At 66.2% G+C, this 24,420-nt stretch carries 24 protein-coding genes; 3 read left to right on the top strand and 21 right to left on the bottom strand.

The features are described 5' to 3' along the window. Position 1: 1 nt before the first annotated feature. Positions 2-1,045: a carbon-nitrogen hydrolase family protein gene (locus HAQ05_RS15570; protein WP_190422175.1), complete on the bottom strand. Its 1,044-nt coding sequence runs from the start codon at positions 1,043-1,045 to the stop codon at positions 2-4. Between the two features lie 161 nt (positions 1,046-1,206). Between HAQ05_RS15570 and HAQ05_RS15575 the strand changes: the two genes are divergently transcribed. The 3 genes from HAQ05_RS15575 to thpR all read left to right on the top strand — a co-directional run bounded on the left by HAQ05_RS15575 (position 1,207) and on the right by thpR (position 4,762). Next, a complete protein-coding gene (locus tag HAQ05_RS15575; protein ID WP_190422177.1) occupies positions 1,207-3,243 on the top strand; it encodes an NADPH-dependent 2,4-dienoyl-CoA reductase in 2,037 nt (678 codons plus the stop codon). A 37-nt stretch (positions 3,244-3,280) separates the two neighbouring features. Beyond that, on the top strand, positions 3,281-4,138 hold the full coding sequence (locus HAQ05_RS15580; protein WP_190422179.1) for a 1-aminocyclopropane-1-carboxylate deaminase: 858 nt from the start codon (positions 3,281-3,283) through the stop codon (positions 4,136-4,138). An 87-nt stretch (positions 4,139-4,225) separates the two neighbouring features. Further along, positions 4,226-4,762, top strand: a complete 537-nt coding sequence (thpR, locus tag HAQ05_RS15585) for an RNA 2',3'-cyclic phosphodiesterase (protein ID WP_190422181.1) — start codon at positions 4,226-4,228, stop codon at positions 4,760-4,762. A gap of 27 nt (positions 4,763-4,789) precedes the next feature. On the opposite strand, the gene HAQ05_RS15590 is transcribed toward thpR, so the two are convergent. The 20 genes from HAQ05_RS15590 to HAQ05_RS15685 form a co-directional block, all read right to left on the bottom strand. Further along, positions 4,790-5,029 carry a helix-turn-helix domain-containing protein gene (locus HAQ05_RS15590; protein WP_190422183.1) on the bottom strand — a complete coding sequence of 80 codons (240 nt, stop codon included), beginning with the start codon at positions 5,027-5,029 and terminating at the stop codon, positions 4,790-4,792. Next, positions 4,998-6,221: an MFS transporter gene (locus HAQ05_RS15595; RefSeq protein WP_190422185.1), complete on the bottom strand. Its 1,224-nt coding sequence runs from the start codon at positions 6,219-6,221 to the stop codon at positions 4,998-5,000. Before HAQ05_RS15595 ends, HAQ05_RS15590 begins: the two co-directional genes overlap by 32 nt. After that, positions 6,218-6,937 carry an ABC transporter ATP-binding protein gene (locus HAQ05_RS15600; RefSeq protein ID WP_190422187.1) on the bottom strand — a complete coding sequence of 240 codons (720 nt, stop codon included), beginning with the start codon at positions 6,935-6,937 and terminating at the stop codon, positions 6,218-6,220. The genes HAQ05_RS15595 and HAQ05_RS15600 overlap by 4 nt, the downstream gene beginning before the upstream one ends. Continuing rightward, a complete protein-coding gene (locus tag HAQ05_RS15605; protein WP_190422189.1) occupies positions 6,934-7,716 on the bottom strand; it encodes an ABC transporter ATP-binding protein in 783 nt (260 codons plus the stop codon). The genes HAQ05_RS15600 and HAQ05_RS15605 overlap by 4 nt, the downstream gene beginning before the upstream one ends. Next, positions 7,713-8,600, bottom strand: a complete 888-nt coding sequence (locus HAQ05_RS15610; protein ID WP_190422191.1) for a branched-chain amino acid ABC transporter permease — start codon at positions 8,598-8,600, stop codon at positions 7,713-7,715. The genes HAQ05_RS15605 and HAQ05_RS15610 overlap by 4 nt, the downstream gene beginning before the upstream one ends. Next, positions 8,593-9,486: a branched-chain amino acid ABC transporter permease gene (locus tag HAQ05_RS15615; protein ID WP_190422193.1), complete on the bottom strand. Its 894-nt coding sequence runs from the start codon at positions 9,484-9,486 to the stop codon at positions 8,593-8,595. Before HAQ05_RS15615 ends, HAQ05_RS15610 begins: the two co-directional genes overlap by 8 nt. A gap of 51 nt (positions 9,487-9,537) precedes the next feature. After that, positions 9,538-10,626: an ABC transporter substrate-binding protein gene (locus tag HAQ05_RS15620; protein WP_190422195.1), complete on the bottom strand. Its 1,089-nt coding sequence runs from the start codon at positions 10,624-10,626 to the stop codon at positions 9,538-9,540. A gap of 28 nt (positions 10,627-10,654) precedes the next feature. Next, the gene (locus HAQ05_RS15625; protein WP_190422197.1) at positions 10,655-11,356 is read right to left on the bottom strand and encodes a GntR family transcriptional regulator; all 702 of its coding nucleotides are present in this window, start codon (positions 11,354-11,356) and stop codon (positions 10,655-10,657) included. Further along, complete coding sequence (locus HAQ05_RS15630) at positions 11,353-12,129, bottom strand: maleate cis-trans isomerase family protein (RefSeq protein ID WP_190422199.1); 777 nt, start codon at positions 12,127-12,129, stop codon at positions 11,353-11,355. Before HAQ05_RS15630 ends, HAQ05_RS15625 begins: the two co-directional genes overlap by 4 nt. Next, positions 12,126-13,373: a D-amino acid dehydrogenase gene (locus HAQ05_RS15635; RefSeq protein WP_190422201.1), complete on the bottom strand. Its 1,248-nt coding sequence runs from the start codon at positions 13,371-13,373 to the stop codon at positions 12,126-12,128. The genes HAQ05_RS15630 and HAQ05_RS15635 overlap by 4 nt, the downstream gene beginning before the upstream one ends. Positions 13,374-13,388: 15 nt before the next feature. Further along, entirely contained in the window at positions 13,389-13,736 is a 348-nt protein-coding gene (locus HAQ05_RS15640) for a RidA family protein (protein WP_190422203.1), read from the bottom strand. A 321-nt stretch (positions 13,737-14,057) separates the two neighbouring features. Then, a complete protein-coding gene (locus HAQ05_RS15645) occupies positions 14,058-15,260 on the bottom strand; it encodes a benzoate/H(+) symporter BenE family transporter (protein WP_190422205.1) in 1,203 nt (400 codons plus the stop codon). Positions 15,261-15,338: 78 nt separating this feature from the next. Continuing rightward, complete coding sequence (locus HAQ05_RS15650; protein ID WP_190422207.1) at positions 15,339-16,079, bottom strand: ABC transporter ATP-binding protein; 741 nt, start codon at positions 16,077-16,079, stop codon at positions 15,339-15,341. Next, positions 16,076-16,852: an ABC transporter ATP-binding protein gene (locus tag HAQ05_RS15655; RefSeq protein ID WP_190422209.1), complete on the bottom strand. Its 777-nt coding sequence runs from the start codon at positions 16,850-16,852 to the stop codon at positions 16,076-16,078. The genes HAQ05_RS15650 and HAQ05_RS15655 overlap by 4 nt, the downstream gene beginning before the upstream one ends. Beyond that, positions 16,849-18,780: an ABC transporter permease gene (locus HAQ05_RS15660; protein ID WP_190422211.1), complete on the bottom strand. Its 1,932-nt coding sequence runs from the start codon at positions 18,778-18,780 to the stop codon at positions 16,849-16,851. Before HAQ05_RS15660 ends, HAQ05_RS15655 begins: the two co-directional genes overlap by 4 nt. Positions 18,781-18,825: 45 nt before the next feature. Then, complete coding sequence (locus HAQ05_RS15665) at positions 18,826-20,037, bottom strand: ABC transporter substrate-binding protein (protein WP_190422213.1); 1,212 nt, start codon at positions 20,035-20,037, stop codon at positions 18,826-18,828. A 111-nt stretch (positions 20,038-20,148) separates the two neighbouring features. Beyond that, positions 20,149-21,408, bottom strand: a complete 1,260-nt coding sequence (locus HAQ05_RS15670; RefSeq protein WP_190422215.1) for an FAD-dependent monooxygenase — start codon at positions 21,406-21,408, stop codon at positions 20,149-20,151. Between the two features lie 34 nt (positions 21,409-21,442). Further along, the gene (locus tag HAQ05_RS15675) at positions 21,443-22,399 is read right to left on the bottom strand and encodes a PDR/VanB family oxidoreductase (protein WP_190422217.1); all 957 of its coding nucleotides are present in this window, start codon (positions 22,397-22,399) and stop codon (positions 21,443-21,445) included. Next, on the bottom strand, positions 22,386-23,444 hold the full coding sequence (locus tag HAQ05_RS15680; protein WP_190422219.1) for an aromatic ring-hydroxylating oxygenase subunit alpha: 1,059 nt from the start codon (positions 23,442-23,444) through the stop codon (positions 22,386-22,388). The genes HAQ05_RS15675 and HAQ05_RS15680 overlap by 14 nt, the downstream gene beginning before the upstream one ends. A 182-nt stretch (positions 23,445-23,626) precedes the next feature. After that, on the bottom strand, positions 23,627-24,343 hold the full coding sequence (locus HAQ05_RS15685; RefSeq protein WP_190422221.1) for a TetR/AcrR family transcriptional regulator: 717 nt from the start codon (positions 24,341-24,343) through the stop codon (positions 23,627-23,629). Positions 24,344-24,420 lie beyond the last annotated feature (77 nt).

Consider the following 24,420-nt stretch of genomic DNA (forward strand, 5'->3'; position numbering starts at 1 on the left):
CTTACAACCACAGGTTGACCAGGCGCGCGCCCGGTAGGGCTTCAGCCTCGCCCGCCTGGCCGTGCTGGCCAACGAAACTTTGCCCATGGTTGCGCCGGTCCCAGAAGCGCCCATGCATGAACACGCTCACGCTCGGCACCGCCAGCGCCAGGCTCGAACGCTGCCAGGCCTGGCGCTCCCGCGCCCAGTCGTCGGGCCCGTCGAGAAACGCCGGGATGGCCAGCAATTGGGCGCCGGCGCGCACCAGCGCTTGGCCCTGGGCGGGGTCGAGGCCGTCGCGGCCGATCAGCACCCCCAGGCGCCCCGCCGGTGTGTCGAACAGCGGCAACGCCGACGGCGCCTCGGCATCGGCCACCCCGCGCATGGCGCCGGCTTCGCGTTGGCGCAGGGGCTGGCCGAGCACCTGGCCATCGGCCGCGAATACCACGGTGGTGTTGTACAACGGGCCGCTGCCGATTTTCAGTTCGCCTTGCTGCAGGTGCGGTGCCGGCAGCACGATACTGCCGGCGACCAAAGTAACGCCGAATTCCTGGGCCAGGCCGCTGAACAGCCGTTGGTATTCATGGGCCATGTGCCGTGCTTTCAGGCGCAGGCGGGCGTCGGCGGAGCGGTCGTCATCGGCAGCGCCCAGCCAGGCCCAGGCGAACGCCAAGGGGTGGCTGGCGGCCAGCCAATGGCTGGCTTCACTGTGCTGCGAGGCTTCGTAGAACTCGCGTTTTTCACCGCGCAGCCACAGCCAGGTGCCGATGTGCTCTGGCAACACCACCACCGTGCGCGGGTTTACCAGGCCCAGGGTGCGGGCTTTTTGCAGGTACGCTTCCAGCTTCAGGCGCAGGCGGCCCACGTCTTGGTAATCGGGGGCGAACAGCTCGGCTTGCACGCCCAGTAAATTGCCGCGCCCGCTCGGGGTGCCCTGGTTCACCGCCAGGGTGATGCGCAGGTCCGACAGGTAATGGGTGGGGCTGCGTTGCTCGGCCCAATGGGCGTAAGCACCCGCCAGCACGCCACAGGCCAGCAGTAACAAAAAAAACAGAAACGTGCGCATGAACGAAGCCAAGCGTGAATTCGCCGCCCAGGGTAGTCGCCCTGTGCGTTTGGATCAATGACTTGTCAGTTTCGATCATTGAGGGCGTGCTGGGCGAGCTTTAATGTCTGTGCCAGGCGCTACCCATAAAGCGCCGCTACCCCGTGAACCGGAGCCCCCTGATGACCGCCAGCCTTTACCCGCACCTGCTCGCCCCGCTAGACCTGGGCTTTACCACCCTGCCTAATCGCAGCCTGATGGGCTCTATGCACACCGGGCTGGAAGAGCGCGAGCACGGCTTCGAGCGCATGGCCGCGTACTTTGCCGAACGGGCACGCGGCGGGGTGGGGCTGATGGTCACTGGCGGTATCGCCCCTAACGAGGAGGGCGCCGTGTATGCCGGTGCCGCCAAGCTCACCACGGCTGAAGAAGCGGCCAAACACCGGGTGGTCACCGAGGCGGTGCATGGCGCCGGCGGCAAGGTTTGCCTGCAGATCCTCCACGCCGGGCGCTACGCCTACAGCCCCAAGCTGGTCGCCCCCAGCGCGCTGCAGGCGCCGATCAACCCGTTCAAGCCCCGAGAACTGGACGCCGCTGGCGTCGAACAGCAGATCGCCGACTTCGTGCGCTGCGCGTTACTGGCCCAGCAGGCCGGCTATGACGGTGTCGAGATCATGGGCTCGGAGGGCTACTTCATTAACCAGTTCCTGGCGGCTGCCACCAACCGGCGCACCGACGGATGGGGCGGCCCCTTCGAAAACCGCATGCGCTTGCCGGTGCAGATCGTGCGGCAGGTACGCGAAGCGGTGGGCGAGGGCTTTATCATCATCTACCGGCTGTCGATGCTCGACTTGATCGAGGGCGGTAGCGATTGGCCGGAGGTGGTGCAATTGGCCCAGGCCGTCGAACAGGCCGGTGCCACCCTGATCAACACCGGTATTGGCTGGCACGAAGCGCGTATCCCCACCATCGCCACCAAGGTGCCGCGCGCCGCCTTCACCCGGGTCACGGCCAAGCTGCGCGGCGCGGTGAAGCTGCCGTTGATCACCACCAACCGCATCAACACCCCGGAAGTGGCCGAGCGGGTACTGGCCGAGGGTTGTGCCGACATGGTGTCGATGGCCCGGCCGTTTCTGGCAGACCCTGAATTTATCGCCAAGGCCGCCGCCGGCCGGGCCGATGAAATCAACACCTGCATTGGCTGCAACCAGGCCTGCCTGGACCACACCTTCGCCGGTAAACTCACCAGTTGCCTGGTCAACCCACGGGCCTGCCACGAAACCGAGCTTAACTACCGGCCAACGGCGGCGCCCAAGCGCATTGCCGTGGTGGGTGCCGGCCCCGCCGGGCTCGCCGCCGCCACGGTGGCCGCCGAGCGCGGCCACCGGGTAAGCCTGTTCGACAGCGCGCCGAGCATCGGTGGGCAGTTCAACGTGGCCAAGCGCATCCCTGGCAAGGAAGAATTCTTTGAGACCTTGCGCTACTTCCAACGCAAGCTCGCCGTCACGGGCGTAGACCTGCAACTGAACCGGCGCATGGACGTGGCCGCCTTGCTGGCGGGCGGCTTCGACGAGGTGATCCTGGCCACCGGCATCCTGCCGCGGGTGCCGGCCATTCCTGGCATTGAACACCCCAAGGTGCTCACCTATTTGGATGCAGTCCTCGGCCACGCGCCGGTCGGCCCAAGGGTGGCGGTGATCGGCGCGGGTGGCATCGGTTTCGATGTGAGCGAATTCCTGGTGCACGGGGCCACCACGCCCAGCCTGAACCCTGAGCTGTTCTGGCGTGAGTGGGGCATCGACTTGGCCCTTGAGGCCCGCGGCGGGGTGGCCGGGGTGCGCGCCCAGGTCAGCCCGCCGGCGCGCCAGGTGTACCTGTTGCAGCGCAAGGCGACCAAGGTGGGCGATGGGCTGGGCAAAACCACCGGCTGGATCCACCGCGCCGGGCTCAAGCACAAGGGCGTGCAGATGATCAACGCGGTGGAATACCTGGCCATCGGCGACGCCGGCCTGCAGGTGAGCATCCAGGGCGCCGCGCCGCAGTGGCTGGCCGTGGACAACATCGTGATCTGCGCCGGGCAAGACCCATTGCGCGAGCTGGAGGCCGGCTTGCTCGCCGCCGGCCAGGTGGTGCACCTGATCGGCGGCGCAGACGTGGCCGCCGAACTCGACGCCAAGCGCGCCATCAACCAGGGTTGCCGGCTCGCCGCCACGCTGTAAGCCGTTACACTGGCCACCTTTTGCGCAAGGGGGTGTTATGCCCGCATTTACCCACGCCTTGCAGCCGTTGCCGGTGCCGCCTTTGCAACCGCTGCGGCTGCCGGGCCTGGCCCAGGCCGCCGTGCTGCGCCTCGACTTGGTCGACCCGCTGCTCACCGGCAACAAGCCGTACAAGTTGCACGGCTTTTTGCAGCGGGCCGCCAAGGCCGGCGCCGAAGGGCTGATCAGTTTAGGCGGGGCGCACTCCAACCATTTGCATGCCCTGGCCGCCGCCGGCGCCCGCTATGGTTTCCAGACGGTAGGCCTGTTGCGTGGCGAACCCAAGGACACGCCCACCGTGCAGGCCCTGCTGGGTTTCGGCATGGGTTTGCACTGGCTCGGCTATGGCGGTTACCGGCAGCGCCATTCGCCTGGCTTCTGGGCGCCTTGGCGGGCGCGCTACCCGCGCCTTTACCCGGTCCCGGAAGGCGGTGGCGGCGAAGCGGGGCAGGAAGGTTGCCGGCTGCTGGTGGCCCAGGCGCTGGCGCAACTGCCAGCGGTGGGCTGGGACCGGTTCGACGCGTGGTGGCTCGCCGCTGGCACCGGCACCACGGCTGTGGGCATCGCGCGCTATGATTCGCGCCCGGTGTTCGCGGCCATGGCGGTGCCACCCGCGCACGGGGTGGAAGCCACCGTGGCCGGTAGCGCGGTGCACCTGGTGCAGGCGGCGCGCGGCGGTTTCGGCCGTGTCGACCCGGCGCTGTTGGCGTTCGTCGAGCAATGCCCGTTGCCGGTGGAGCCGCTGTACACCGGCAAGGCCCTGCTGGCGTTGCTCGCACACCCGCTGCGCGAGCAACGGGTGCTGTTCGTGCACACCGGCGGTGTGCGGCCTTGCGCTGGCGGCCACAGGCCGTGAACAGAACCCGGTTAATGGTTTCTGATGCGCTAAGGCGTCGCTCGCGCCCGCACCCCGTTCAACCGCGTATGTAGGGCCCTATAAACTATGGCTGACGCCCCGGAACCGACCAAACGGCTGTTCTTCGCCCTGGCGGCCAACCCGGCACTGCGTAAAAGCATTAGCCAATGGCGCGCCGGCTTGCGGCTGCGCAGTGGCAAACCGGTGCCGGCAGAGAACTTCCACATCACCCTGATGTTTCTGGGGGCTGTGCCCATCCGCGATATCGACGCTATTTGCCGCGCCGTGGATGCACTGCCCGGGCCGGGCGGGTCGTTGCTGCTGGCGCTCGACCGGCTAGACCTGTGGCCACGGGTGCAGGCCCTGGTGCTGGCCGCCGAGCAACCGCCCAAGCCGCTGTTGCGGTTGGTTTATAACCTGCAGCAGGCATTGTTGCCGCTGGGGTTTGCCGATGCCCACCGCGAGTACCGGCCGCACCTGACGCTGGCACGGGATGTTCGCGGGGCCTTGCCCGAAGCCTCGGTGGCCCCCGATTTTCTGTTACGCGCCCATGCGTTCGCGTTGTATGAGTCCGCCCGTGGTGGTTACCGGGTGATCCGCGCGTGGCCGTTGGCCCAGCCCTGAACTCAACCCGAGTAAGCCGTGGCGCGCTCAGGGCACGTCGAGGCTGCGCCGCGGCCGGCCCGGTACGGGCTTGGCCAGCAGGGCCTGGGGGCCGCCGCGGCGGTAATCGGCGAGCCAACGAAACACGGTACGGCGGTTCAGGCCCATGGCAGCGGCCACCTGGGCCACGCTGCAGCCCTGTTCCACGGCGGCCACTGCCCGTTGGCGCAGGGCCTGCAGCACACGGTGGTCCAGGCTACGGGCGTCGAGCGACGGCGGTACGGTCATGATCGTTCACCTCATGGGAAAGGGCAGGGCGCAACACGAAACGCACACCCAGGCCTTGCAACAGCGCCAGGGCGGCGAACAGGGCCGCGATCACCCAGTTGGCGACCAGCGGCAACTGGCCGGTCACCTCGGTACTCACGCCGGCGCAGAGCATCATTGCGCAGCCCAGCAGGCTCGCCGTGGCGCCGGCGCGGTCCGGGTACAAGCGCATGTTGATGGCCACCACGTTGGCGAACAGCAAGCCCTGGCCGAAGTTGACCAGCAATACCCCGGCCAGCAGTGTCGGCACGTGCAGGCTCCGGGGTAACGCCAGCATGGCCAGGGTGCCAGCGGCGGTGCAGGCCAGCCCCGTGCCGATCAGCCGTGGCGCGCCGGCTCGGGCCAGCAGCACGCGGTTGAGCAGGGTGCCGGCCAGGTAGGCGCTGCCGGCGGCCAGCGCAGTGATGCCGAAGAACGCCGCGCCGCGGCCCAAGGCGTGCTCGATCACAAAGGGCCCGATCACGTTCCACACCAGGAACAGCGACAGGCTGGTGCCCAGCACCAAGGTCGCGGACAGAAACCGTGCGTTGCCCAGGATCAACCGATAACCGCGCAGGGAATCGCCCAGCGACTTGCGCTGCGCGGGTGCGAGCGATTCGCGCAAGCCCAGGCTGAGCAGCAACAGCGTAGCGCCGTAGGCGGCGTAAAGGGCGAAGTTCCAGCGCCAGCCCAGGGCCTGGTCGACCAGCCCGCCGATAAACGGCGCCAGCACCGGCCCCAAGCCCCAGGCCAGGCTCAAGTACACCACCGCGCTGGCGAAGCGTTCACCCTGAACGGTGTCTACCAGCAGCGCGCGGGCGCACACTTGGCAGGCGCCCACGGCAAAGCCTTGCAGCATGCGCCCGGCGAGGAACAACGCCAGCCCATGGGCCAGCATGGCCAGCAGGCTGCCCAGCACGAACACCAGCAAACCCGGTAGCAGCGCCACCCGCCGGCCCTTACCGTCGGCCAGCAGGCCGAAAAACAGCTGCCCGGCGGCGTAAGCCAGCAGCGTCAGGGTGATGCTGCCTTGTAACTGCGCGGTGCTGGCGCCGAACTCACGGGCAATGGCTGGCATGCTCGGGGCGAACAGGTCGATGGCGATGCCGCTGACACTGTTGAGCAGCGGCGCCATTACGACCACGTAGGTGACATACCCTGCCGTGGCCTTCATGCCGCGCGCCCGCCCAAGTACAGCTCGCGCATGCGCGGGTCGCGCAGCAGCGCCTGGGCATTGCCGCTCATCGCCACTTGGCCCTGGGCCAGCACATAGGCGCGGTCGCTGATGCGCAGTGCTTCCACAGCGTTCTGCTCAACCATCAGGATCGCCACGGTTTCCTGGCGGCGGGTGTGTTCGATGGCCGCGAACACCTCCTGGAGCATTTTCGGCGACAGCCCCGCCGACGGTTCGTCTAGCAATAGGGTACGTGGGTTGGGCATCAGAGCGCGGGCCAGGGCGAGGAGCTGCCGCTCGCCGCCGGAGAGCGCCGCAGCGCTCAAGTGGCGTTTTTGCCCCAGCACCGGGTACAGGGCGCACAGTGTATCCAAGCGTTCGGCGCGCTGGCGCGGCGGCAGGAACTGGCCGCCGACCAGCAGGTTCTCACGCACGCTCAGGGCGGTGAACACGTTGTCGGTTTGCGGCACGAAGCCCAGCGCGCCGCTGCGCACCTTGGTATGCATCGGCTGTTGGCTGACGTCATCGCCTTCGAGCAGGATGCGCCCTTGGCGGGGGAAGAAGTACCCGCCGATGCATTTGAGCAAGGTCGACTTGCCGCAGCCGTTGGGCCCGAGCAGGGTGACGATTTCGCCGCGGCCCACCTCCAGCGACACACCCTGCAGGATATCGACGCCGCGCACATAGCCGGCGGTGAGGTCTTCGACGCGGATCATACGGCAGCCTCCAATACCACAGGGTGCTCGCTGCCCAGGTAGGCTTGCAGCACCTGTGGGTGTTGCGACAGTTGCGCCGGGGTGCATTGTGCGACGACACGCCCACGGTCGAGCACGATGCAGCGCTGGCACAGCTCGCCGATAAAGTGCATGTCGTGCTCCACGATCAGCAGGGCGATGCCGCGCGCCGCCAGCCCCTGGAGCATGGCGACCATGTCGCGGCGCAGGTTCGGGTGCACCCCAGCGGTGGGTTCATCGAGCATCAACAGGCGCGGGTTGCCCATCAGCGCGCAGCCCACGCTGAGGAGTTTTTTCTGCCCGCCAGAAAGCGCCGCGGCCGGCGTGTCGCGCACGCCGGTGAGCAGCAGTTCGCCCAACCATTGCGTGGCCAGTGCGCGGCTGGCAGCCTCCTGGGCCCGTTGTTCGGCACCGCCGCACAGGCTGGCCCAAAAGCCGTGGCGGCGGTTGTCGGCGGCCAGCAGCACTTCGAACACGGTCATTTTTTCCGGCATGGCGGGCAATTGAAAGGTGCGTGCCAGGCCCAGCCCATGGATACGGTGGGGCGCCAGCCGTTGCAACGGCGCGCCGCCCAGTTCGATGCGCCCGGCATCGACCGGGGTGAACCCAGAGATGGCATTGAGCAAGGTGCTCTTGCCCGAGCCGTTGGGGCCGATCACCCCAACGATTTCGCCCGGGCCGATGGCGAAGTCGACCCCTTGCAGCACCGCGTTGCCGGCGAACGCCTTGGTCACGCCGGTGACCGTCAGTAATGTGCTCATGGCAAGGTCCTCAAGCGTTCAGGCAACAGGCCGGCGCTGCGCCAGAGCAGGCACAACAGCAAAATGGCGCCGATCAAACCCAAGCGCAACGCGCCCACCGTTTCGCTGCCCAGCCCCAACAGGTCACGTGCCAGTGGCACAAAGGAATACACACCCTGGACCAGCACCGTGCCCAGCAGCACACCGGCCACACGCCCGGCCCCGCCGATCATCAGCATGCTCCAGACCAAGAACGTCTGTGCCGCCAGCAGGTAGTCGGGGCTGACGAAATGCGTGTAGCCCGCCAGCAGGCTACCGGCCAGCGCGGCGACGGCGGCGCTGGCCAGGGTGGCGCTGCGCTTGAGCCGGCCCAGGTCGTAACCCAGGCAACTGGCCAATGCCGGCTGCTCGCGCAACAGGCGCAGTGCGCGGCCAAAGCGCGATGCGGCCAAGCGCGCGCTCAGCCACGCCGCCAGCGCCACTGCGAACAGCCCGAGCACGGCGAACGCCAGCGGCTGGGCTGTTTCCGGCAAGGCATCCAGCGGCCCGGGCAGGGCGCTGATGCCTTGGGCGCCGCCGGCCATGCCGCTTTGGTTGAGCACCACGATACGCACGATTTCCGCCACCGCCAGGGTGGCGATGCCCCAGTAATCGCTGGCCAGGTTGCGCCCCAGGCGCGCTACCGCAACGCCCAGCAGCATGGCGCAGGCGACACCGGCCAGCATCGACAGCGGCAGCGGCCAGCCGGCCAAGCGGCCAATGCCCACGGCGTAGGCGCCCACGCCGACGAAGGCGATATGGCCGAAGTTGAGCAAGCCCGCGTAGCCGGCCTGCAGGTTGAGCGCCAGCGCCATCAGCCCATACAGGCAAGCCAGGGTTAACACATGCAGGCAGAAGTCAAACACGGCGCACCTCCCGGTCGAACAGGCCGTAGGGCCTTAGCAGCAAGGCCAGCAGCAGGATCACGAACGATGCCGCGCCGATATAGCCGGCCGGCACGAAAGCCATCGGTTGGCCGTACAGCCAGCCGATGTTGAGGTTGGTCACCAGGGTTTCGGCCAGGGCGATCAGCAAACCGCCAAACACCGCCCCCAGCGGGTTACCCAAACCGCCGAGGATCGCCGCGGCAAAAATCGGCAGCAGCAGGTCGTTGCCCAGGTTCACGTAGGCCCCGGTGTTCAGCGCCAGCAGCGCACCGCCCAAGCCCGCCAGGGCGGCGCCGAGAAAGTGCACCGCATGGATGATGCGCTCGGCGTCCAGCCCCGCCGCCGCGGCCAGCGGCGGGTTGCATGCCAGTGCGCGCATGGCCCGGCCCTGGCGGGTGCCGAGCAGCAGCCAGGTGCACGCCAGCAGCACCGCCAGGGTCACGCCCATGGCCAGTGCTTGGTTCGGCGCTACGAACAATGGCCCCAGCACCCAAGGTGCACTGAGCGGCAAGCGATAGGCCAAGGGGCTGGCGCCGTGCCCGGCCAGGGCGGCGGCCACCAGGATCATCGCCAGCGCCAGCGAGCCGATCATGGCGATGGCCGGGCCTTGCCGGCGCAGGCGGCTGAACACCCACAGGTTGCACAGCACCGCCAGGCTTCCGGCCAGCAGGCTGGCCATGCCCAGCGCCAGCGCCAGCGGCGTGCCGGCCCGTTGCAGCACCACGCTGGCGAAGGCGCCGAGCATGGCGTATTGCACATGGGCGATGTTGGGGAACTTGGCCAACCCATAGACCAGGCTCAAGCCCAGCGCGATCAGCGCCAGGTCGCTGCTACGGCTGAGGGTGTCGAACAGAAACTGCAACATGGTGGCTAAGCCTCGTGCGAAACGCCCCGCCCAAGGGCGCGGGGCAAGGTGTCAACGTGCATGCAAGCTGCCGCCTTCGTAGGCGAGCTTGTCGTAGGGCTGCTCGGTGCGCTGGCGGTCGGCGTCCAGCGCCAGCTTGCCGGTTGCCCCGGCGAAGCTGGCGCCGAGTTGGTCCAAGGCCGCGATGACCTTCGCCGGGTCGGCGCTTTTGGCCTGGGCGATGGCGGCTGCGGCGAGCATCACCCCGTCGTAGGCGTAGCTGCTGTAGGACGACTTCATCGCAAAGCCGTAGCGCTTCTGGTACTCGGCGGCGAAGGCTTGGCCAGCGCTGCCCAAGCTGGCCACTTCCATGCCGATCTGGCCGTTGGCGATCTGCGCCGGCGTGTCGGCGGTGCACATGCTCAGGTAGATGCCGTACCAGGGCGTTTTGCTGATGCCCAGCTCGAAGGATTCACGGTTGATCACCGCGGCTTCCTGGCCGTAGGCGCTGTACACATACACATCCGGCTGGCTGCGCTGCATTTGTTGCAGTTCGCGGCGGTAGCTCGACTGCCCGGGTGTGTACAGCACCTCGGCGACCACGCTGCCACCGCCGGCCTGCAGGTATTTCTTGAACTGCCCGTCGATGCCCTGGCCATAGGCACCGTTGGGCGCGATGAAGGCCACTTTGCGGTAGCCCAGGCCGAGTATGTCTTTGGCGGCGAACTGTGCCGACAGGTCATCCAGCCCGATCAGGCTGAACGATGACGCGCCGATCTGGCGGATCGCCGGGCTGGAGCTGCCGATGTTCAGGTGCACCATGCCCTGCTTGACCAGGTACTGGCCCAAGGGGATGGACACGCTGGAGGAATACTCCCCCAGTACCACCGGCACCTTGTCGATGCTGTGCAGCTTGGTCGCGGCGTCCAGCGCGCCGGTGGCGCCGTCGGCGGAGTCTTCGATCTTCACCGCCAACGGCGCGCCGAGCAGGCCGCCCTTGGCGTTGATGTCGGCCACCGCCATGTCGATGCCACGGCGCTGATCTTCGCCGATGCTGGCGCTGGAGCCGGACAGCGGCAAGACGGCGCCCAGGGTCACGGCGTGGGCGGTGTTGGCCATTGCCAGGGCGATGGCCAGGGTGATGCCAAAGCGGATGCGCATGATGTGAAGCTCCAAAGGTCGATGGGGGTCACTGCGTGGCATACAGGCGAAGCACGCCTGCTTGAATGAACGAAACGATGTCTTCCATGCGTTGTGAGATGTGCTCCTCGATCAGCGCCGCGCAGGCCGGCGCATCGCGTTGGGCCAGGGCATCGAGGATCGCCAGGTGGTCGTCGTACAGCGCCTCGCGCCGTTCTTCGAGGTCGATCCAGCGGAAGAACCGAATGCGCGCGTTGATCGCATCCAGGGCGTTGGCCATTTCCTGATTACCCGACAGTTGCGCCAGGCGCACATGGAAGTGTTCGTCTTCGCGTACCAGCTCCAGTGTGCTCAGGTGCTGGGCGTTGGCCATCACCGCGGTCCACGCGCCGCGCAGTTCGGCGATGGCCTGATCGCTGGCGCGCCCCAGCGCCAGCGCCAGGGCCGACCGCTCCAACGCCGCGCGCAGTTCGTAGAGGTCGAACACTTCCTGGCGTTGCAGCTTGCGCCCATAGAAGCCGCGGTTGGGCACCATGGTCAGCATGTTTTCCGCCACCAGCCGGTGCAGCGCCTCGCGCAGCGGCGTGCGGCTAACCCCTAGGGCGTTGGCCAGCTCACTTTCGTTGACCCGCTCTTCGGGGCGGATCTGAAACAAAATGACCATTTCTTTCAGGCGCCGGTACACATCGTTCACGGTCTGCCCGGCACGCTTGGTGACCACCGCGCCATGAGGCTTATCGATAGGGCTCATTGGGCGAACAGGCTCCCCAATTGTGGTTGGGCGTCGTGCACGCCGGCCAGGCGCAAGGCATGCCAGGCCATGGCGTAGTTACTGGAAATCACCGGCTTGCCCAGTTCACGTTCCAACGTTGGGATCAAACTGGCCATGCGCAGGCTGGTGCACGACACGAACACCGCGTCTACCTCGGCGTGGTTGCCCAGCGCCAGGGCGGCGCGGCGCAGCGAGCCGTGGTCGATGCGCGCCACTTCGTTGTCGTCGGCGTGGTTGAAGCTGCCGATACGGGTAACCTGGATGCCGGCACCCTCGATGTGCTCGGCGAACAGTTGGTTGATGCTGGCCACATAGGGCGTGAGCAAGGCGATGCGGCGCGCACCCAGTGCCTTCAAGGCGGCCATGGCGCCGGTCAGCGGAGTGGTGCAGGCCACCCCCGGGCGGGCCTCGCGGATGCGTGCGAACACGTTGCCCTCACCGATCACCAGGGTGCCGGAGGTGCAGCCGAAGGCCACCACCTGCAGGTCGATGCCTGGCAGGATCAGCTCCACCGCGGGGCGGATGTCTTGCTCCATGGCGGCCAGGGTGGCCGGGGCGATCTCGGCGGCGTTGTACAGCCGGCTTTCGTAGAAGGCCACACCCGGTTGGGTCAGCAAATGCCGCCATTCGTATTCCAGGGTATGGTCGGTGGCCAATACCACCAAGCCGATGCGGGCCCGGGCGGCGAGGCCGGCGTCCATGGAGAACCCGAAATGGTCGTAGGGTGTTGCCGTTGCCGATACGCTATTCATACCAGGGTCATTCCCGTGAGGTCGATTTCAGGGTGTTGGCCATTCATCACGTCGGTGAGGATGCGTGCCGAACCGCACGACATCGTCCAGCCCATATGGCCGTGGCCTACGTTCAAAAACAGATTGCGGTGGTGGCTGCGGCCTATGATCGGCGTGCCTTCGGGTGTCATCGGCCGCAGACCGGCCCAAAACCGTGGGCGCTCGTAGTCGGCACCGTTGGGGAACAGCTCACGGCCGGCCGCCAGCATATGGGCGAAGTCGGCCGGGCTGTGGTCTGTGCGGTAGCCGGTAAATTCGGCCGTGGCGGTGAAACGCAGGCGATCGCCGAAGCGCGCATAGGCCACCAGGTTGTTCTCATCGACCCCGCCCATGTTCGGCGGGTTGAAGCCCTCGCCGCTGGGAAAGGTCACCGAGTAGCCCTTGACCGGGTACACCGGTAGCCGGTAGCCCAACGGGCGGGCGAGAATCGGCGCATAACTGCCCAGCGCCAGTACATACTCGTCGGCCTCGCGCCGGCCCTGTTCGGTCACCACCCCGCTCACCCTATCGGCGGCCTGTTCCAGGCGCACGATCGGGTTGCTGAATTCGAAACGCACACCCAGGCGGCGGCAGCGCTCGGTCAGGTCTTGGGTGAACAGCCGGGCATCGCCGCTTTCATCGGTGGGGCAGTGGATCGCCCCAGCAATGTGCCGCTGCGCTTGGGCCAGGGCCGGCTCCAGGGCGACCACTCGGGCGGCGTCTATCACTTCCAGCGGCATGCCGCCGTCGGCCAGCACTTGCATGTTCGCCGTGCCCCGGGCGAACGAGGCGGCATCCCGGTAAAGGTAGAGCAGGCCGTTGCTCAGGCGGTCGTAGTGCAGGGTTTCTTTTTCGGTCAGCGCCTGCAATTGCGCCTGGGAATAGCGGCACAGCACCAGCTTGCGCGAGGTGTTCAGGCGCGACTGGGCGGCGTTGCAATTGGCCAGGAACTTGATGGCCCAGGCCCACATCTGCGGGTCGGCGCGCAACTTCAGGCGCAGCGCTTGGCCTTCTTGGTACAGCGAGCGCAACAAAATGCCCGGTGCCCGTGGCGAGGCCCAGGTATAGGAGTGCCCTGGGGCAATCAACCCGGCGTTGGCGAAGCTGGTTTCATTGGCAGGTTCCGGCTGGCGGTCGATGACGGTGACCTGCCGGCCACTGCTGGCCAGGTAATAGGCGCTGGTAATGCCGATCACGCCAGCGCCGAGCACGAGGGTGGTGGTCATGGGCTGCTCCAGGGCCTAAAGGCCGGCGATCACGGCGATTTCCACCCGGTAAGGCGGGAAGGCCAATGCCGACTCCACGCACGCCCGCGCTGGCGCATGGCCCTCTGGCACCCAGGCGTCCCACACCTCGTTCATGGCGGCGAAGTCGTTGTGGTCGGCCAACCAGATGGTGGCACTCAGCACCTGGCGCTTGTCACAGCCGGCCTCGGCCAATAGCCCATCGATCTTGGCGAGGATCTGTTGGGTCTGCCCGGTAAGGCTGGCTGAGGTGTCAGCGGCCACCTGCCCAGCCAAGTAGGCGACGTTGCCATGGATCACCATCTGGCTCATGCGGGCGTTGCTGGCAAAGCGCTTGATCGACATACGGAACTCCTGGCTCAAGTGAATTAACAACTGAATACACTTGTGTATTGCCAGGGGCGTGCCAGCTTTTGCACGGGTTAGCCCATGCTAGAGCGGTTTGGGTAGGATCAAAAAAGTAATGCCACGCAGGCGTTGCGGCGACAGCGGCGAACCCGCCCGGTAAACAATTGGTTACCAGCGGGCTGGGTGTGGCATTACTTCGCCCGGCTGATTTCAATGATGTGGCGCGGCTTGGGCCGGGCACTGTTGGCGAAACGCCCCAAGGCAGTGCGGCGCGCCGCATGGCCGCCCCGGCACTGTGCGGCGGCCCTGCCACCGTGCTTAGCGGCGCACGGCAGAGAAGTCCCGTTCTATCCAGGCCGCCAGCACGCACCCACACACCAACCCCCAAAACGCCGAGCCGATACCGAATAGGTTCACGTCGCTCAGGGTCACCACGAACACCGCCAGGGTAGACAGCGGCAGCGCGGAACTGAAGGCGGCGCTGAAGGCTTTCTCGACGACGTTGAGCATGGCGAGACCGGCCAGGATGCCGATGTACTGCACGGGCAAGCTGGTCAGTACGAACCCGTAGGCGCTGGCGAAGGCGCCAATAAACACACTGATGGCCGCCGCGCCCAGGGCGCCCAGGTAATGCCGGCCGGTTTGCCCAGCGGAAACCAGAATCGCATTACAGGGGCCGGCCAGCACCGAGGGGCAACCACCGAAGGGCGCCACCACGGCGGTGAGCACGCCGCTGGCAACGGTGATCAGCCGCAGCGACGGCTGGTAACCGGCGGTTTTAAGCACCGCGATGCCCTGGGCGTTCTGCACGAACAATACGGTTACCAGCATCGGCACCACCAGTTCGGAGATCGCCTGCAGGTTGAACACCGGTGCGGTCAGCATTGGCGTGGCCAAGGCATGGGGCGCCGTGCCGGCAGGCCAGGCGAAGCCGCCGGCCAACACCACCAGGGCGCCCGCCACCAGCGCGCCAATGATCGGCGGCACCAGCGCACTGCCACGGCGCTGTTGCCACAGCAATACGAAATACACCGCCAGCATGCTGCCACCCACCCAGGGCGCGGCTACCGTGGCATGCACGATGCCCACCACATACTTGAGAAACAGCCCGGCGATCATCGCCATCACCACCGGCATCGGCACCAGCCGGTCGAGCCAGGCCACCACGTTCGACAACCCCAGCACCACCAACGCCACGGCGCACACCAGGTAGCTGCCGACCACGGCGGGGAAGCCGTGGTGGATGATCACCGGCGCCACCAGCAGGGTGCCGGGGATGGTCCAGAGAAACACCAGCGGCTGGCGGGTGACGGCGCTGATGATCAGGCTGGCCACGCCATTGAGCGCCAGCACCGCGAATAACCATGACGACACCTGGGCAAAATCGAGGCCGGCGTCGCGTGCCGCGGTGATGATGATCGCCACTGGGCCGGTGGCGGAGAAAGTCATGCCGACCAGGGCCAGGGAAAAATACAGCGGCCAGCCGTCGCGGCGGGAGGGTGCGGGTTGGGAGAGGTCCATTGAGGGTCCTAAAGGTTTCAAGCGCTACGCTGCCATTGAGCGCTAGCGGTTCGGTGCCGCCGCAAACAGGTCGGCACGCTAAAGCGTGAGATACGCCCGGCGCACCGCTTCATCGGCGGCCAGCTCGGCCATGCTGCCTTCGAAGCGGATTTGCCCCTTCTCCAGCACATAGGCGCGGTCCGACACCCATTCGGCGAAATGCACATTTTGCTCCGACAGCAGAATGCTCGCACCCCGCGCTTTGAGCTGCAGGATCATCTGCGCCATTTGCTCGACGATAACCGGCGCGACGCCCTCCGAGGGTTCGTCGAGCAATATCAGAAATGGGTTGCCCATCAGCGTGCGCGCCACGGTGAGCATCTGTTGCTCACCGCCACTCATTTGCCCGCCGGGGCGGCCTTGCATGGCGCCCAGGTTCGGGAACAGCTCGTACAGCGCCGGCGGCGTCCAGTTCAGCGCGGCGCTGCCGTCGGGCCAGCGGCGCTCGGGCTGGCGCCCCACCTCGAGATTTTCGGCCACCGACAAGTGGGTGAACACGCGGCGGTCTTCGGGCACGAAGCCCAGGCCCAGGCGGGCACGCTGGAACGGCACCTGCTGCGAAACGTCCTGCCCGAGAAAACGCACCTGGCCGCGGTGGCGGTCAAGCATGCCCATCAGCGCCTTGAGCGTGGTCGACTTGCCGGCGCCGTTGCGCCCCATCAGCGCCACCACCTCGCCACGGCGCACGTTCAGGTTTACGCCAAACAGAATCTGGGCAGCGCCGTACCAGGCATCGAGCCCGTTGACTTCAAGCAGCGCGGGGGTAGGCAGGGCATTCATGGCTGTGGCTCCTGGGGCGGCCGTTCAAAGGTTTTGCCGCTGCCGAAATACACTTGCTGGACCTGCGGGTGGTTGCGGATGCTGTGCGCGTCGCCTTCAGCGATCAAGCGGCCACGGGCGAGCACCAGCATGCGGTCGGCGTGGGCGAACACCACATCCATGCTGTGTTCGGTGAACAGCACCGCCATGCGCCGTTCCACCACCAAGCGTTTGGTCAGGGCCATCAATTCGTTGCGCTCTTGCGGGCCCATGCCGGCAGTGGGCTCGTCCATCAGTAGCAAGCGAGGGTCGTTGGCCAAGGCCATGGCCAGCTCTACCCGTTTCACATCGCCGTAGGCCAACTCGCTGCATGGCCGTTCGGCATGGGCGGCCATGCCCACTTGTTCAAGCAGCGCCAGGGCTTGTTCGCGGTATTGGTCGCGTACCGGCCGCCACCAGTGGTACAGCCGCTTGTGGTGGGAGAGCAGGGCCATTTGGGTGTTCTCCAGCACGGTGAGCGAGGCGAAGGTCGCGGCGATCTGAAACGTTCGCCCCACGCCGAGGTGGCAGATCTGGCGGGGTTTGGCGCCGACCAACTCGCGGCCTTGCAGTTGGATCGAACCACCGGAGGCGCGCAGTTGGCCACCGACCATGTTGAAGGTGGTCGATTTGCCGGCGCCGTTGGGGCCGATCATCGCCAACAGCTCACCCTCGTGCAGGTCGAAGTGAATGCCATCGACCGCGCGCACGCCGCCGAAGGCCTTGGACAGGTCACGCACTTGCAGCAGGCTCATGCACGTTTCTCCCGAGGCAAAAGGGCTGGCTTACGGGCCGCCAGGCGCGCCCAGGCGTTGCCCAGCCCCTGGAAAAAACCGGCGATGCCGTGGGGGAACACCAGCACCAGCAGCAGGATCACCCCGCCGAACACCGCGCGCCAGTAGTCGGTGGCCCGCATGATCGAGTCTTGTAGCACGCTGAACACGCTGGCGCCCAACAGCGGGCCGACCAACTGCTGGATACCACCGAGCAACACCATCACCAAGCCGTCCACCGATTTGCCCACCGCCATGACGTCGGGCGAGACGCCGCCCTTGGAGAACACGAACAGTGCGCCGGCCAGCCCCGCGAACAGGCCCGCGACCACGAAGGCCGCCCAGCGCACGCGCATCACATCGATGCCGATGGCATCGGCTCGCAGGGCCGAGTCGCGGGCGGCGCGCAGGGCGTAGCCAAACGGCGAGAACACGATGCGCCGTACCAGCAGTACCGAAGCCGCCACCAGCACCAGGGTGAGGTAGTAATAGGCAGTGTCGCCCAGCCAAGCGGCCGGCCACACGCCGGTAAGGCCATTGGAGCCACCGGTGACCGCTTCCCACTGGAACACCACCGACCACACGATTTGTGAAAACGCCAAAGTCAGCATGGCCAGATACACCCCCGACAAGCGCACACAAAACCAGCCGAACAGCAACGCCCCCAGCCCCGCCACCAGCGGCGCGAAGGTGAATGCCAGCGGCATGGGCAGGGTGAGCACCTTGAGCAAGATGCCGGCACCGTAGGCGCCCAGGCCAAAATACGCGGCATGGCCGAAGGAGTGCAGCCCGCCAGGCCCCATGATGAAATGCAAGCTGACCGCGAACAGCACGCTGACCAACACGTCCTGGGCCAACACGCTGGCATAGGGCAGCCACGTTTGCAGCAAAGGCAGCGCCGCCAGTGCCACGAACACCACCAGGGCAACCCAGCGCAAGCCATTGCCGGCCGGGCGCAGCGGCGCTTCGGCAGGGGCCGAGTTGCGGCTGCCGGCCTGGGGTTTGCCGAGCAGCCCCCACGGCCGCACCACCAGCACCACCGCCATCACCAGGAACTCCACCACCAAGGTGAGTTTGCTCAGCGAGAAGTCCAGGCCCAGCACATGTACGCTGCCGATGCCCACGCACAGCGCTTTGATTTCGGCGATCAGCAGGGCGGCCAGGTAGGCGCCGGGCAATGAGCCCATGCCGCCGACCACCACCACCACGAAGGCATCGCCAATGCTGCGCAGGTCCAGCGCCAGGTTGGCCGGCTCGCGCGGCAGTTGCACCGCACCGCCCAAGCCTGCCAGCAGTGCCCCCAGGGCGAACACGGCGGTGAACAGCCAGGCTTGGTTCACCCCCAAGGCACCGAGCATTTGCCGGTCTTCAGTGGCCGCGCGCACCAGCACGCCCCAGCGGGTACGGGCCAACAGCAGCCATACCAGCCCTAGCACCAACGGCCCGATGACCATCAGAAACAGGTTGTAGGTGGGGAACTGCCGCCCCAGCAGGCTGATGGAGCCTGCCAAGCCCGGCGCACGGCGGCCGAGCAGTTCCTCAGGGCCCCACAGGTACAGCGTCGCATCGTTGATCACCAATACCAGGGCAAAGGTGCCCAACAGTTGGAACAGCTCCGGCGCTTTGTAGATGCGCCGCAGCAGCACGATTTCGACCAGCGCGCCGAAGGCGCCGACTGCCACCGGGGCTACCACCAAGCCCACCCAGAAGCCGGCCGGGCCGAGCCGGCCGACCAGGTACTCGACTGTGGAATAGGCCACGTACAGGCCCAGCATATAGAACGAGCCATGGGCGAAGTTGACGATACGGGTGACGCCGAAGATCAGCGACAACCCGGCGGCAACCAGGAACAACGACGAGGCCTCGGCCAGGCCGTTGAGCAGTTGGGCAAGCAGGGCGGAAAACTCCATGGCGTCCTCGATGTGCAAAGGGCTAGCCGAACGGGCCGGCGTGGGTCATTCGGCGGGCCGTAGCTTGCGTACCTCGTCATCCGAGGGCAGCAGGCCCAGGCCAGGCTTGTATTGGGTATCGACCATTACCCCGGCACCGTCCTGCACCGCCAGTTTGCCCACGTACAAGCCCCACGTGGCCTGGTGGTCGCTGGCGCGAAATTGCAGCGGGCCGTCGGGCGTGGTGAGGTTTAGCCCGGCGAACGCATTGGCCAACGATTCGGAGTCGGTTTTGCCACCGGCGGCCTCGATGCCCGCGGCGATCGATTGCACCGCCGCATAGCCGATGATCGAGCCGAAGCGCAGGTTTTCCTTGCCGTACTTGGCTTGGTAGGCAGCCACGAAGGCTTTGTGTGCTGGGGTGTCGATGCTGTACCAGGGGTAGCCGGTGACCGTCCAGTTTGGCGGGATTTCATCCTTGAGCGGTTCCAGGTATTCCGGCTGGCCGGTGATGATGCTCAACACCGGCAGTTGCTCGCCGAATAATTCCCGGGTAGTGCCTTCGCGCACGAACTTGGCCAGGTCCGCGCCAAACAGCGCGTTGAACAGTGCATCGGGCTTGGCGTCTACCAGGGCCTGCACCAGGCTGCCGGCATCCACCTTGCCGAATGGTGGTGCCTGCTCGGTCACGAACTCAACATCCGGCTGGCGGGCTTTGAGTAGGGTTTTGAAGGCAGAGGCGGCGGCGGTGCCGAACTCGTAGTTCGGGTACACCAGTGCCCAGCGTTTCTTGTGGAGCCTCACCGCTTCATCCACCAACGCGGCGGTGAGCATGTAGGTGGAGGCGTCGAGGCGGTAGGTGTAGCGGTTGCCGGCGCTCCAGACGATGTTGTCCGACAGCGCCTCGGTGACCAGCACGAAGCGTTTCTTCTGCTTGGCATAGTCGGCCAGGGCGGTGCCGATGTTGGCGTAGAACGCCCCGGCCAGCACATCGACGTGTTCACGGTTGATCAAGTCTTCGACCTGGCGGATGGCATCGCCGGGGTTGGCGTTGTCGTCGCGGGTCAGCAGTTCGAGCTTTTTACCGGCTACGCCACCCTGGGCGTTGATTTGGTCGATGGCCAGTTGCATGCCCTTTTTGTAGCCGTCGGTGAACACCGGCTGGGATTTATAGCTGTTTACCTCGCCGATCTTGATTACATCCTCGGCCCAGGCCGAAGGGGCGCCCAACAGCGCGAGCAGCAGCGGTGCCACTTTGAAACATGCACGAAAAGCCATCGCATTCTCCATAGGTCCATTGAACCGGCTTGCACAGGGTCGGGGCAGTTAAGGCAAGGCAAGGGGTGTGCCAGCGGGCCCTGGCCTGTCGTTGTTGAAATGTTCAGCCGTTCACGCCACCGCGCTGTGCGCGGTCTCGCCCCTGGCTTGGGCCGCTTCGGCGTAACGCGCCCGGCACAGTTGCGCATCGTATTCATAAACCCAGTTGGCCTGGATGCCCACGGCGTTGGGGTCGCGCCATTGCCGCCAGCGGTAGGCCACGTCGCGCTTGAATTGCGACCAGGCCGAGGGCAAGTGGTAGGTGCGGCCCCGCTCACGGGCTTCGAGTTGCACGCGGCGGGTGCGCGGCAGCCGTTCGCGTTCGTAGGCGGCCAGGGCCTCGGCCAGGTTCGCCTTGCCATGGAAGGCCAGGGCCTGGGCCAACGCATAGCCGTCTTCGATGGCCATGGCCGCGCCTTGGGACAGAAACGGCAGCATCGGGTGGGCGGCGTCGCCCAGCAGCGTGGCGTGGGCTTTGGACCAGGTGGCCATGGGGTCACGGTCGAACAGGCCCCATTTGTAGATGGCGTCTGGGTCGGTACGCTTGAACAGCTCGATCAGGTCGGGGTGCCAGCCCTGAAAGCCGGCCAGTAGTTCGGCCTGGGTGCTCTTGGCGTTCCAGCTTTCCTCCACCCAGGCTGGGCTTTCGTTCACCGCCACGATGTTCACCGCGGCGCCGCCTTTAACGTAATAGGTCACCACATGGCCCTTGGGGCCCATCCAGAAGTTGGAATCCGGGGTCACGAACGGCAACGGGTGCTCAACCACCGGCACCAGCGCGCGCCAGCACATATGCCCGGTGTAGCGGGGCGCCTCGGCGCCCCATAGGGCCTCGCGGATCACCGAGCGCACGCCATCGGCGCCCACGATCAGGTCTGCCTCGAACTGCGTGCCGTCAGCAAAGGTGGCCGCCGCGCCGCCGCGCCATTGCTCCAAACCCGTGCAGGCCGCCCCCAGGTTGGTCTGGCGCGCTGGAATATCCTCGGCCAGCGCGGCGTGCAGGTCGGCGCGGTGCACATGGTAGAAGGCTGCGCCGTACAGCGCTGGGCAACTGGCCTTCAAGGGGGTGCGAAACAACTCGCGGGCGGTTTTCCAGTTACGCCCCACCATCGCTTGCGGCAAAAAGCCGATCTGCTCCAGGCGCTGCTCCAGGCCGAGGGCCTTGAGCACCTTCACCGCGTTAGGGGTCATCTGCACCCCGGCGCCCACTTCGCCGAAGGCCGGCGCCCGTTCGAACAGTTGCGCCTCGATGCCCAGTTGGTTAAGGGCCCGGGTGAGGGTCACACCGCCGATGCCGGCGCCGATGATACCGACGCGTAAGGTTCTGTTCATGGTAAAAGGCTCCCGCGCCACGGCGCTAAAGGGGTCACAGGTCAAGTACCAGGCCATCGCCCAGGCCGCGTGAACAACAGATCAACATCTGGTTTCCGGCCTTGCGCTCGGCGGGGCTGAGCACGCTGTCACGGTGCTCTACGTGGCCGGCCAGTATTCTGACTTCACAGGCGCCGCACACGCCTTCTTCGCAGGAGTAGGCCACGTTCACCCCGGCGGCTTCGCACGCCTGCAGCAAGGTTTGTTCGGGCGCCACGTTCACGGTAATGCCAGAGCGCTGTAGGTAGGCGCTAAAGCCGCCGCCGGGTTGCAAGGCCTCGGCGCTGGCGCTGAAACGCTCGCGGTGGGTGCGTTCAGCGGGCCGGGCGGCGGTCAAGCGGTCGAAGGCATCGACCATCGCCTGCGGCCCGCAACAATACAGTTGGGCATCGGCCGGCAGCGCCGGCAGTACATCGGCCAAGCGCGGCACTGGGGCGCCTTCGCGGGTGGCGAACAGCTGTACCCCGGGCTGGCCCTGCAGCTCGGCCTGGAACAGCCAATGCTCGGCACGCGCAGCCCAGTAATACAGCTCCACTGGGCGGCCTTCGCCCTTGAGCTGGCGGTACATGGCCAGCAGCGGGGTAATGCCGATGCCGCCGGCCAGCAGCACGCTCGGCGCTGCGCCCGGTTGCACGGCGAAGTGGTTGCGCGGTGGCGAGAGGCGGTAGTGTTCCCCGACCACCGATTCGTAATGCAGGCGCCGTGAGCCGCCTTTGCCACCTTCGGCCAACTGCACGGCAATCAGATACTGCGAGGGATGCGGCTGCGGCCACAGCAGCGAATATTGCCGCACCAGCCCCGGTGCCAGTTGCACATCCACATGGGCCCCGGGCTCGAAGGCGGGCAATGCGTTGCCGCTGGGCGAGGCGAAGCGGTACAGGTTGACCCCGGGCGCCGCATACTCCACCGCGTGCAGGCGCAGTACCAGGCTACAGGGCTCAGATAACGCCATAGGTAATGCCCTTGTTACGCAGCCAGGTGCGGTAGCGTTGGCCCATCAGGTCGGTGCGGTGGTGCAGCTCGTAGCGCAGCTCTACCGGGATGCGTTCGGGGCGTTGGCTTTCGACGATGTCGCGGTCCTGGGCGAACACCACGTCGGCGCGTTCGCGCACCGCTTCGGCGGTCGGCCGCGGGTTCACATCCAGCGCCGCCAACACCCGCACGATGCTGTGGGTGGCATCCAATGGCTGCACGGTGAACAGCGTGGTGAAGGTATCGCTGTGATCGGTCACGGGCAGCCCCTGGGCGTCGGCGGCCTGGGTGCGCTTGGAGAAGTAACCCACCAACGGGCGGAAGGTGTGATAGGTGTAGAACGCCACCAGCGGCTGGCCACGGGCATCGCCCCAGGGCTGGAACACCCGCACCTCGGAGGATTTAAGCCCGGTGTCGGTTTCTTCGACGGTGTATGGCTCCAGGCGGTCGGGGTTGTCCATCACGCCGTTGAGGCCGGCATGCACGAAGGGGAAGTGGCTGGCGTCGATGAAGTTTTCTACCGCCCGAAAGCCGTTGGCGGCGTAGGGGTAGGGCCCGCTGTGGACCTTCATGAAGCGCTCGTCTTTCCACTCCGGGAATTGCGGGATGTCGCTGGCCGGCGTACCCAGGCATACCCAAACGAATCCATAACGCTGCACCGCCGCGTAGGGAAAGGCCCGTGCTTTTTTCATCGGGGTTTCATCGGGCGCCGCCGGCATCAAGGTGCAGCCGCCTTCGCCGTTGTACTGCCAGCCGTGGTAGGGGCACACCACCTTGTCGTCCTTGATCCAGCCCTTGGACAACCGCGCCCCGCGATGGATGCACAGGTCTTCCCAGACGTGCACCTGGCCATCGCTGCTGCGCCAAGCGATCAATTCGCGTTCCAACAGGCGCACCGGGTAGATCGTACCCTCGGCGAAATCATCGGCATAACCGATCACATGCCAGTCATTGAGCAACACCGGGTCTTGGCAACCATCGCCGGCGGTGAGGGGTTGTTGCGCTGAAACGGCGATCAGGTTCATCACGGCGCCTCGCATGAGCCATTAATTAATCAACTCGTTAATTTATCGCTTGCAGTTGCCGTGCCAAAGAGTGTGTACACCCTAACTGGTTGTTTCTAACGTGGCGGCCCGGCGCCCCATGCCGTTTAACATGGCCGGCTGGCCCCGTTGCTGGGCACGCTGTTCCGCTTTGGTGCGCCGGGCTATGCCAGGTTCTGCGGTGCTGCCGAGATTCCCCCGACGACGAAACCGGTCACTTGCTCAATCAACGACTGGCAATCGTCGGCCTGGTACTGACCTTCGGGTACACGCTCTTCCATGCGGTGGCTGTCGGAGAATGCATACAGGTAGGTGCCCACCATCAGGGTGATGCGCCAATGAGCCTGCAGCGCCGATAAATGCGGCATCGCCTCTTGTAGCGCTTCTACGTAGCGTTCGGTCGACACACCATAGGCTTTATCGCGCAGTGCGTAGGAAATGTGCGGCGGCTCGGTGTGCAGGCGCGCCTGCAGGCGCAAAAAGTGCCGGCCTTGTTCGCTGGTACGCAGCGCCGCGGTGGGCAGCAGGAACGCCCGTACGATATCGCCCACGCTGGCGGTGCCGGCCTGGCGCACGGCCTCGAGGTTGCGCAAACGCTCTTCGCTCACGGCCACGCCCCGGCGCAGGAACACCTCTTCGAACAGGCCGTACTTCGAGCCGAAGTAATAGTTGATCAGCGCCTGGGTCACCCGGGCCTGGTCGGACACTTCCCGCAGGGTGGTGCCGGCATAGCCCAGGTTGGCGAACAGGCATTCGGCCGCATCGAGAATGGTTTCGCGTACCCCGCTGGCCCCCTCTGGCCGGCCGGGGCCTTTGCGCTTGGGTTTGGGTTTGGCGGGTGAAGCGGGCAGGGTGCCACGGCGGCCACTGACGGTTTGCATGCAAATGCTCGGAGGCGACGATAAAGCGCGTAAGATAAATTAATTGGCCGGCTCTTTAAATACGCGTGCACGGGCTT

This window comes from Pseudomonas typographi, from assembly GCF_014694385.1.
GTDB lineage: Bacteria > Pseudomonadota > Gammaproteobacteria > Pseudomonadales > Pseudomonadaceae > Aquipseudomonas > Aquipseudomonas typographi.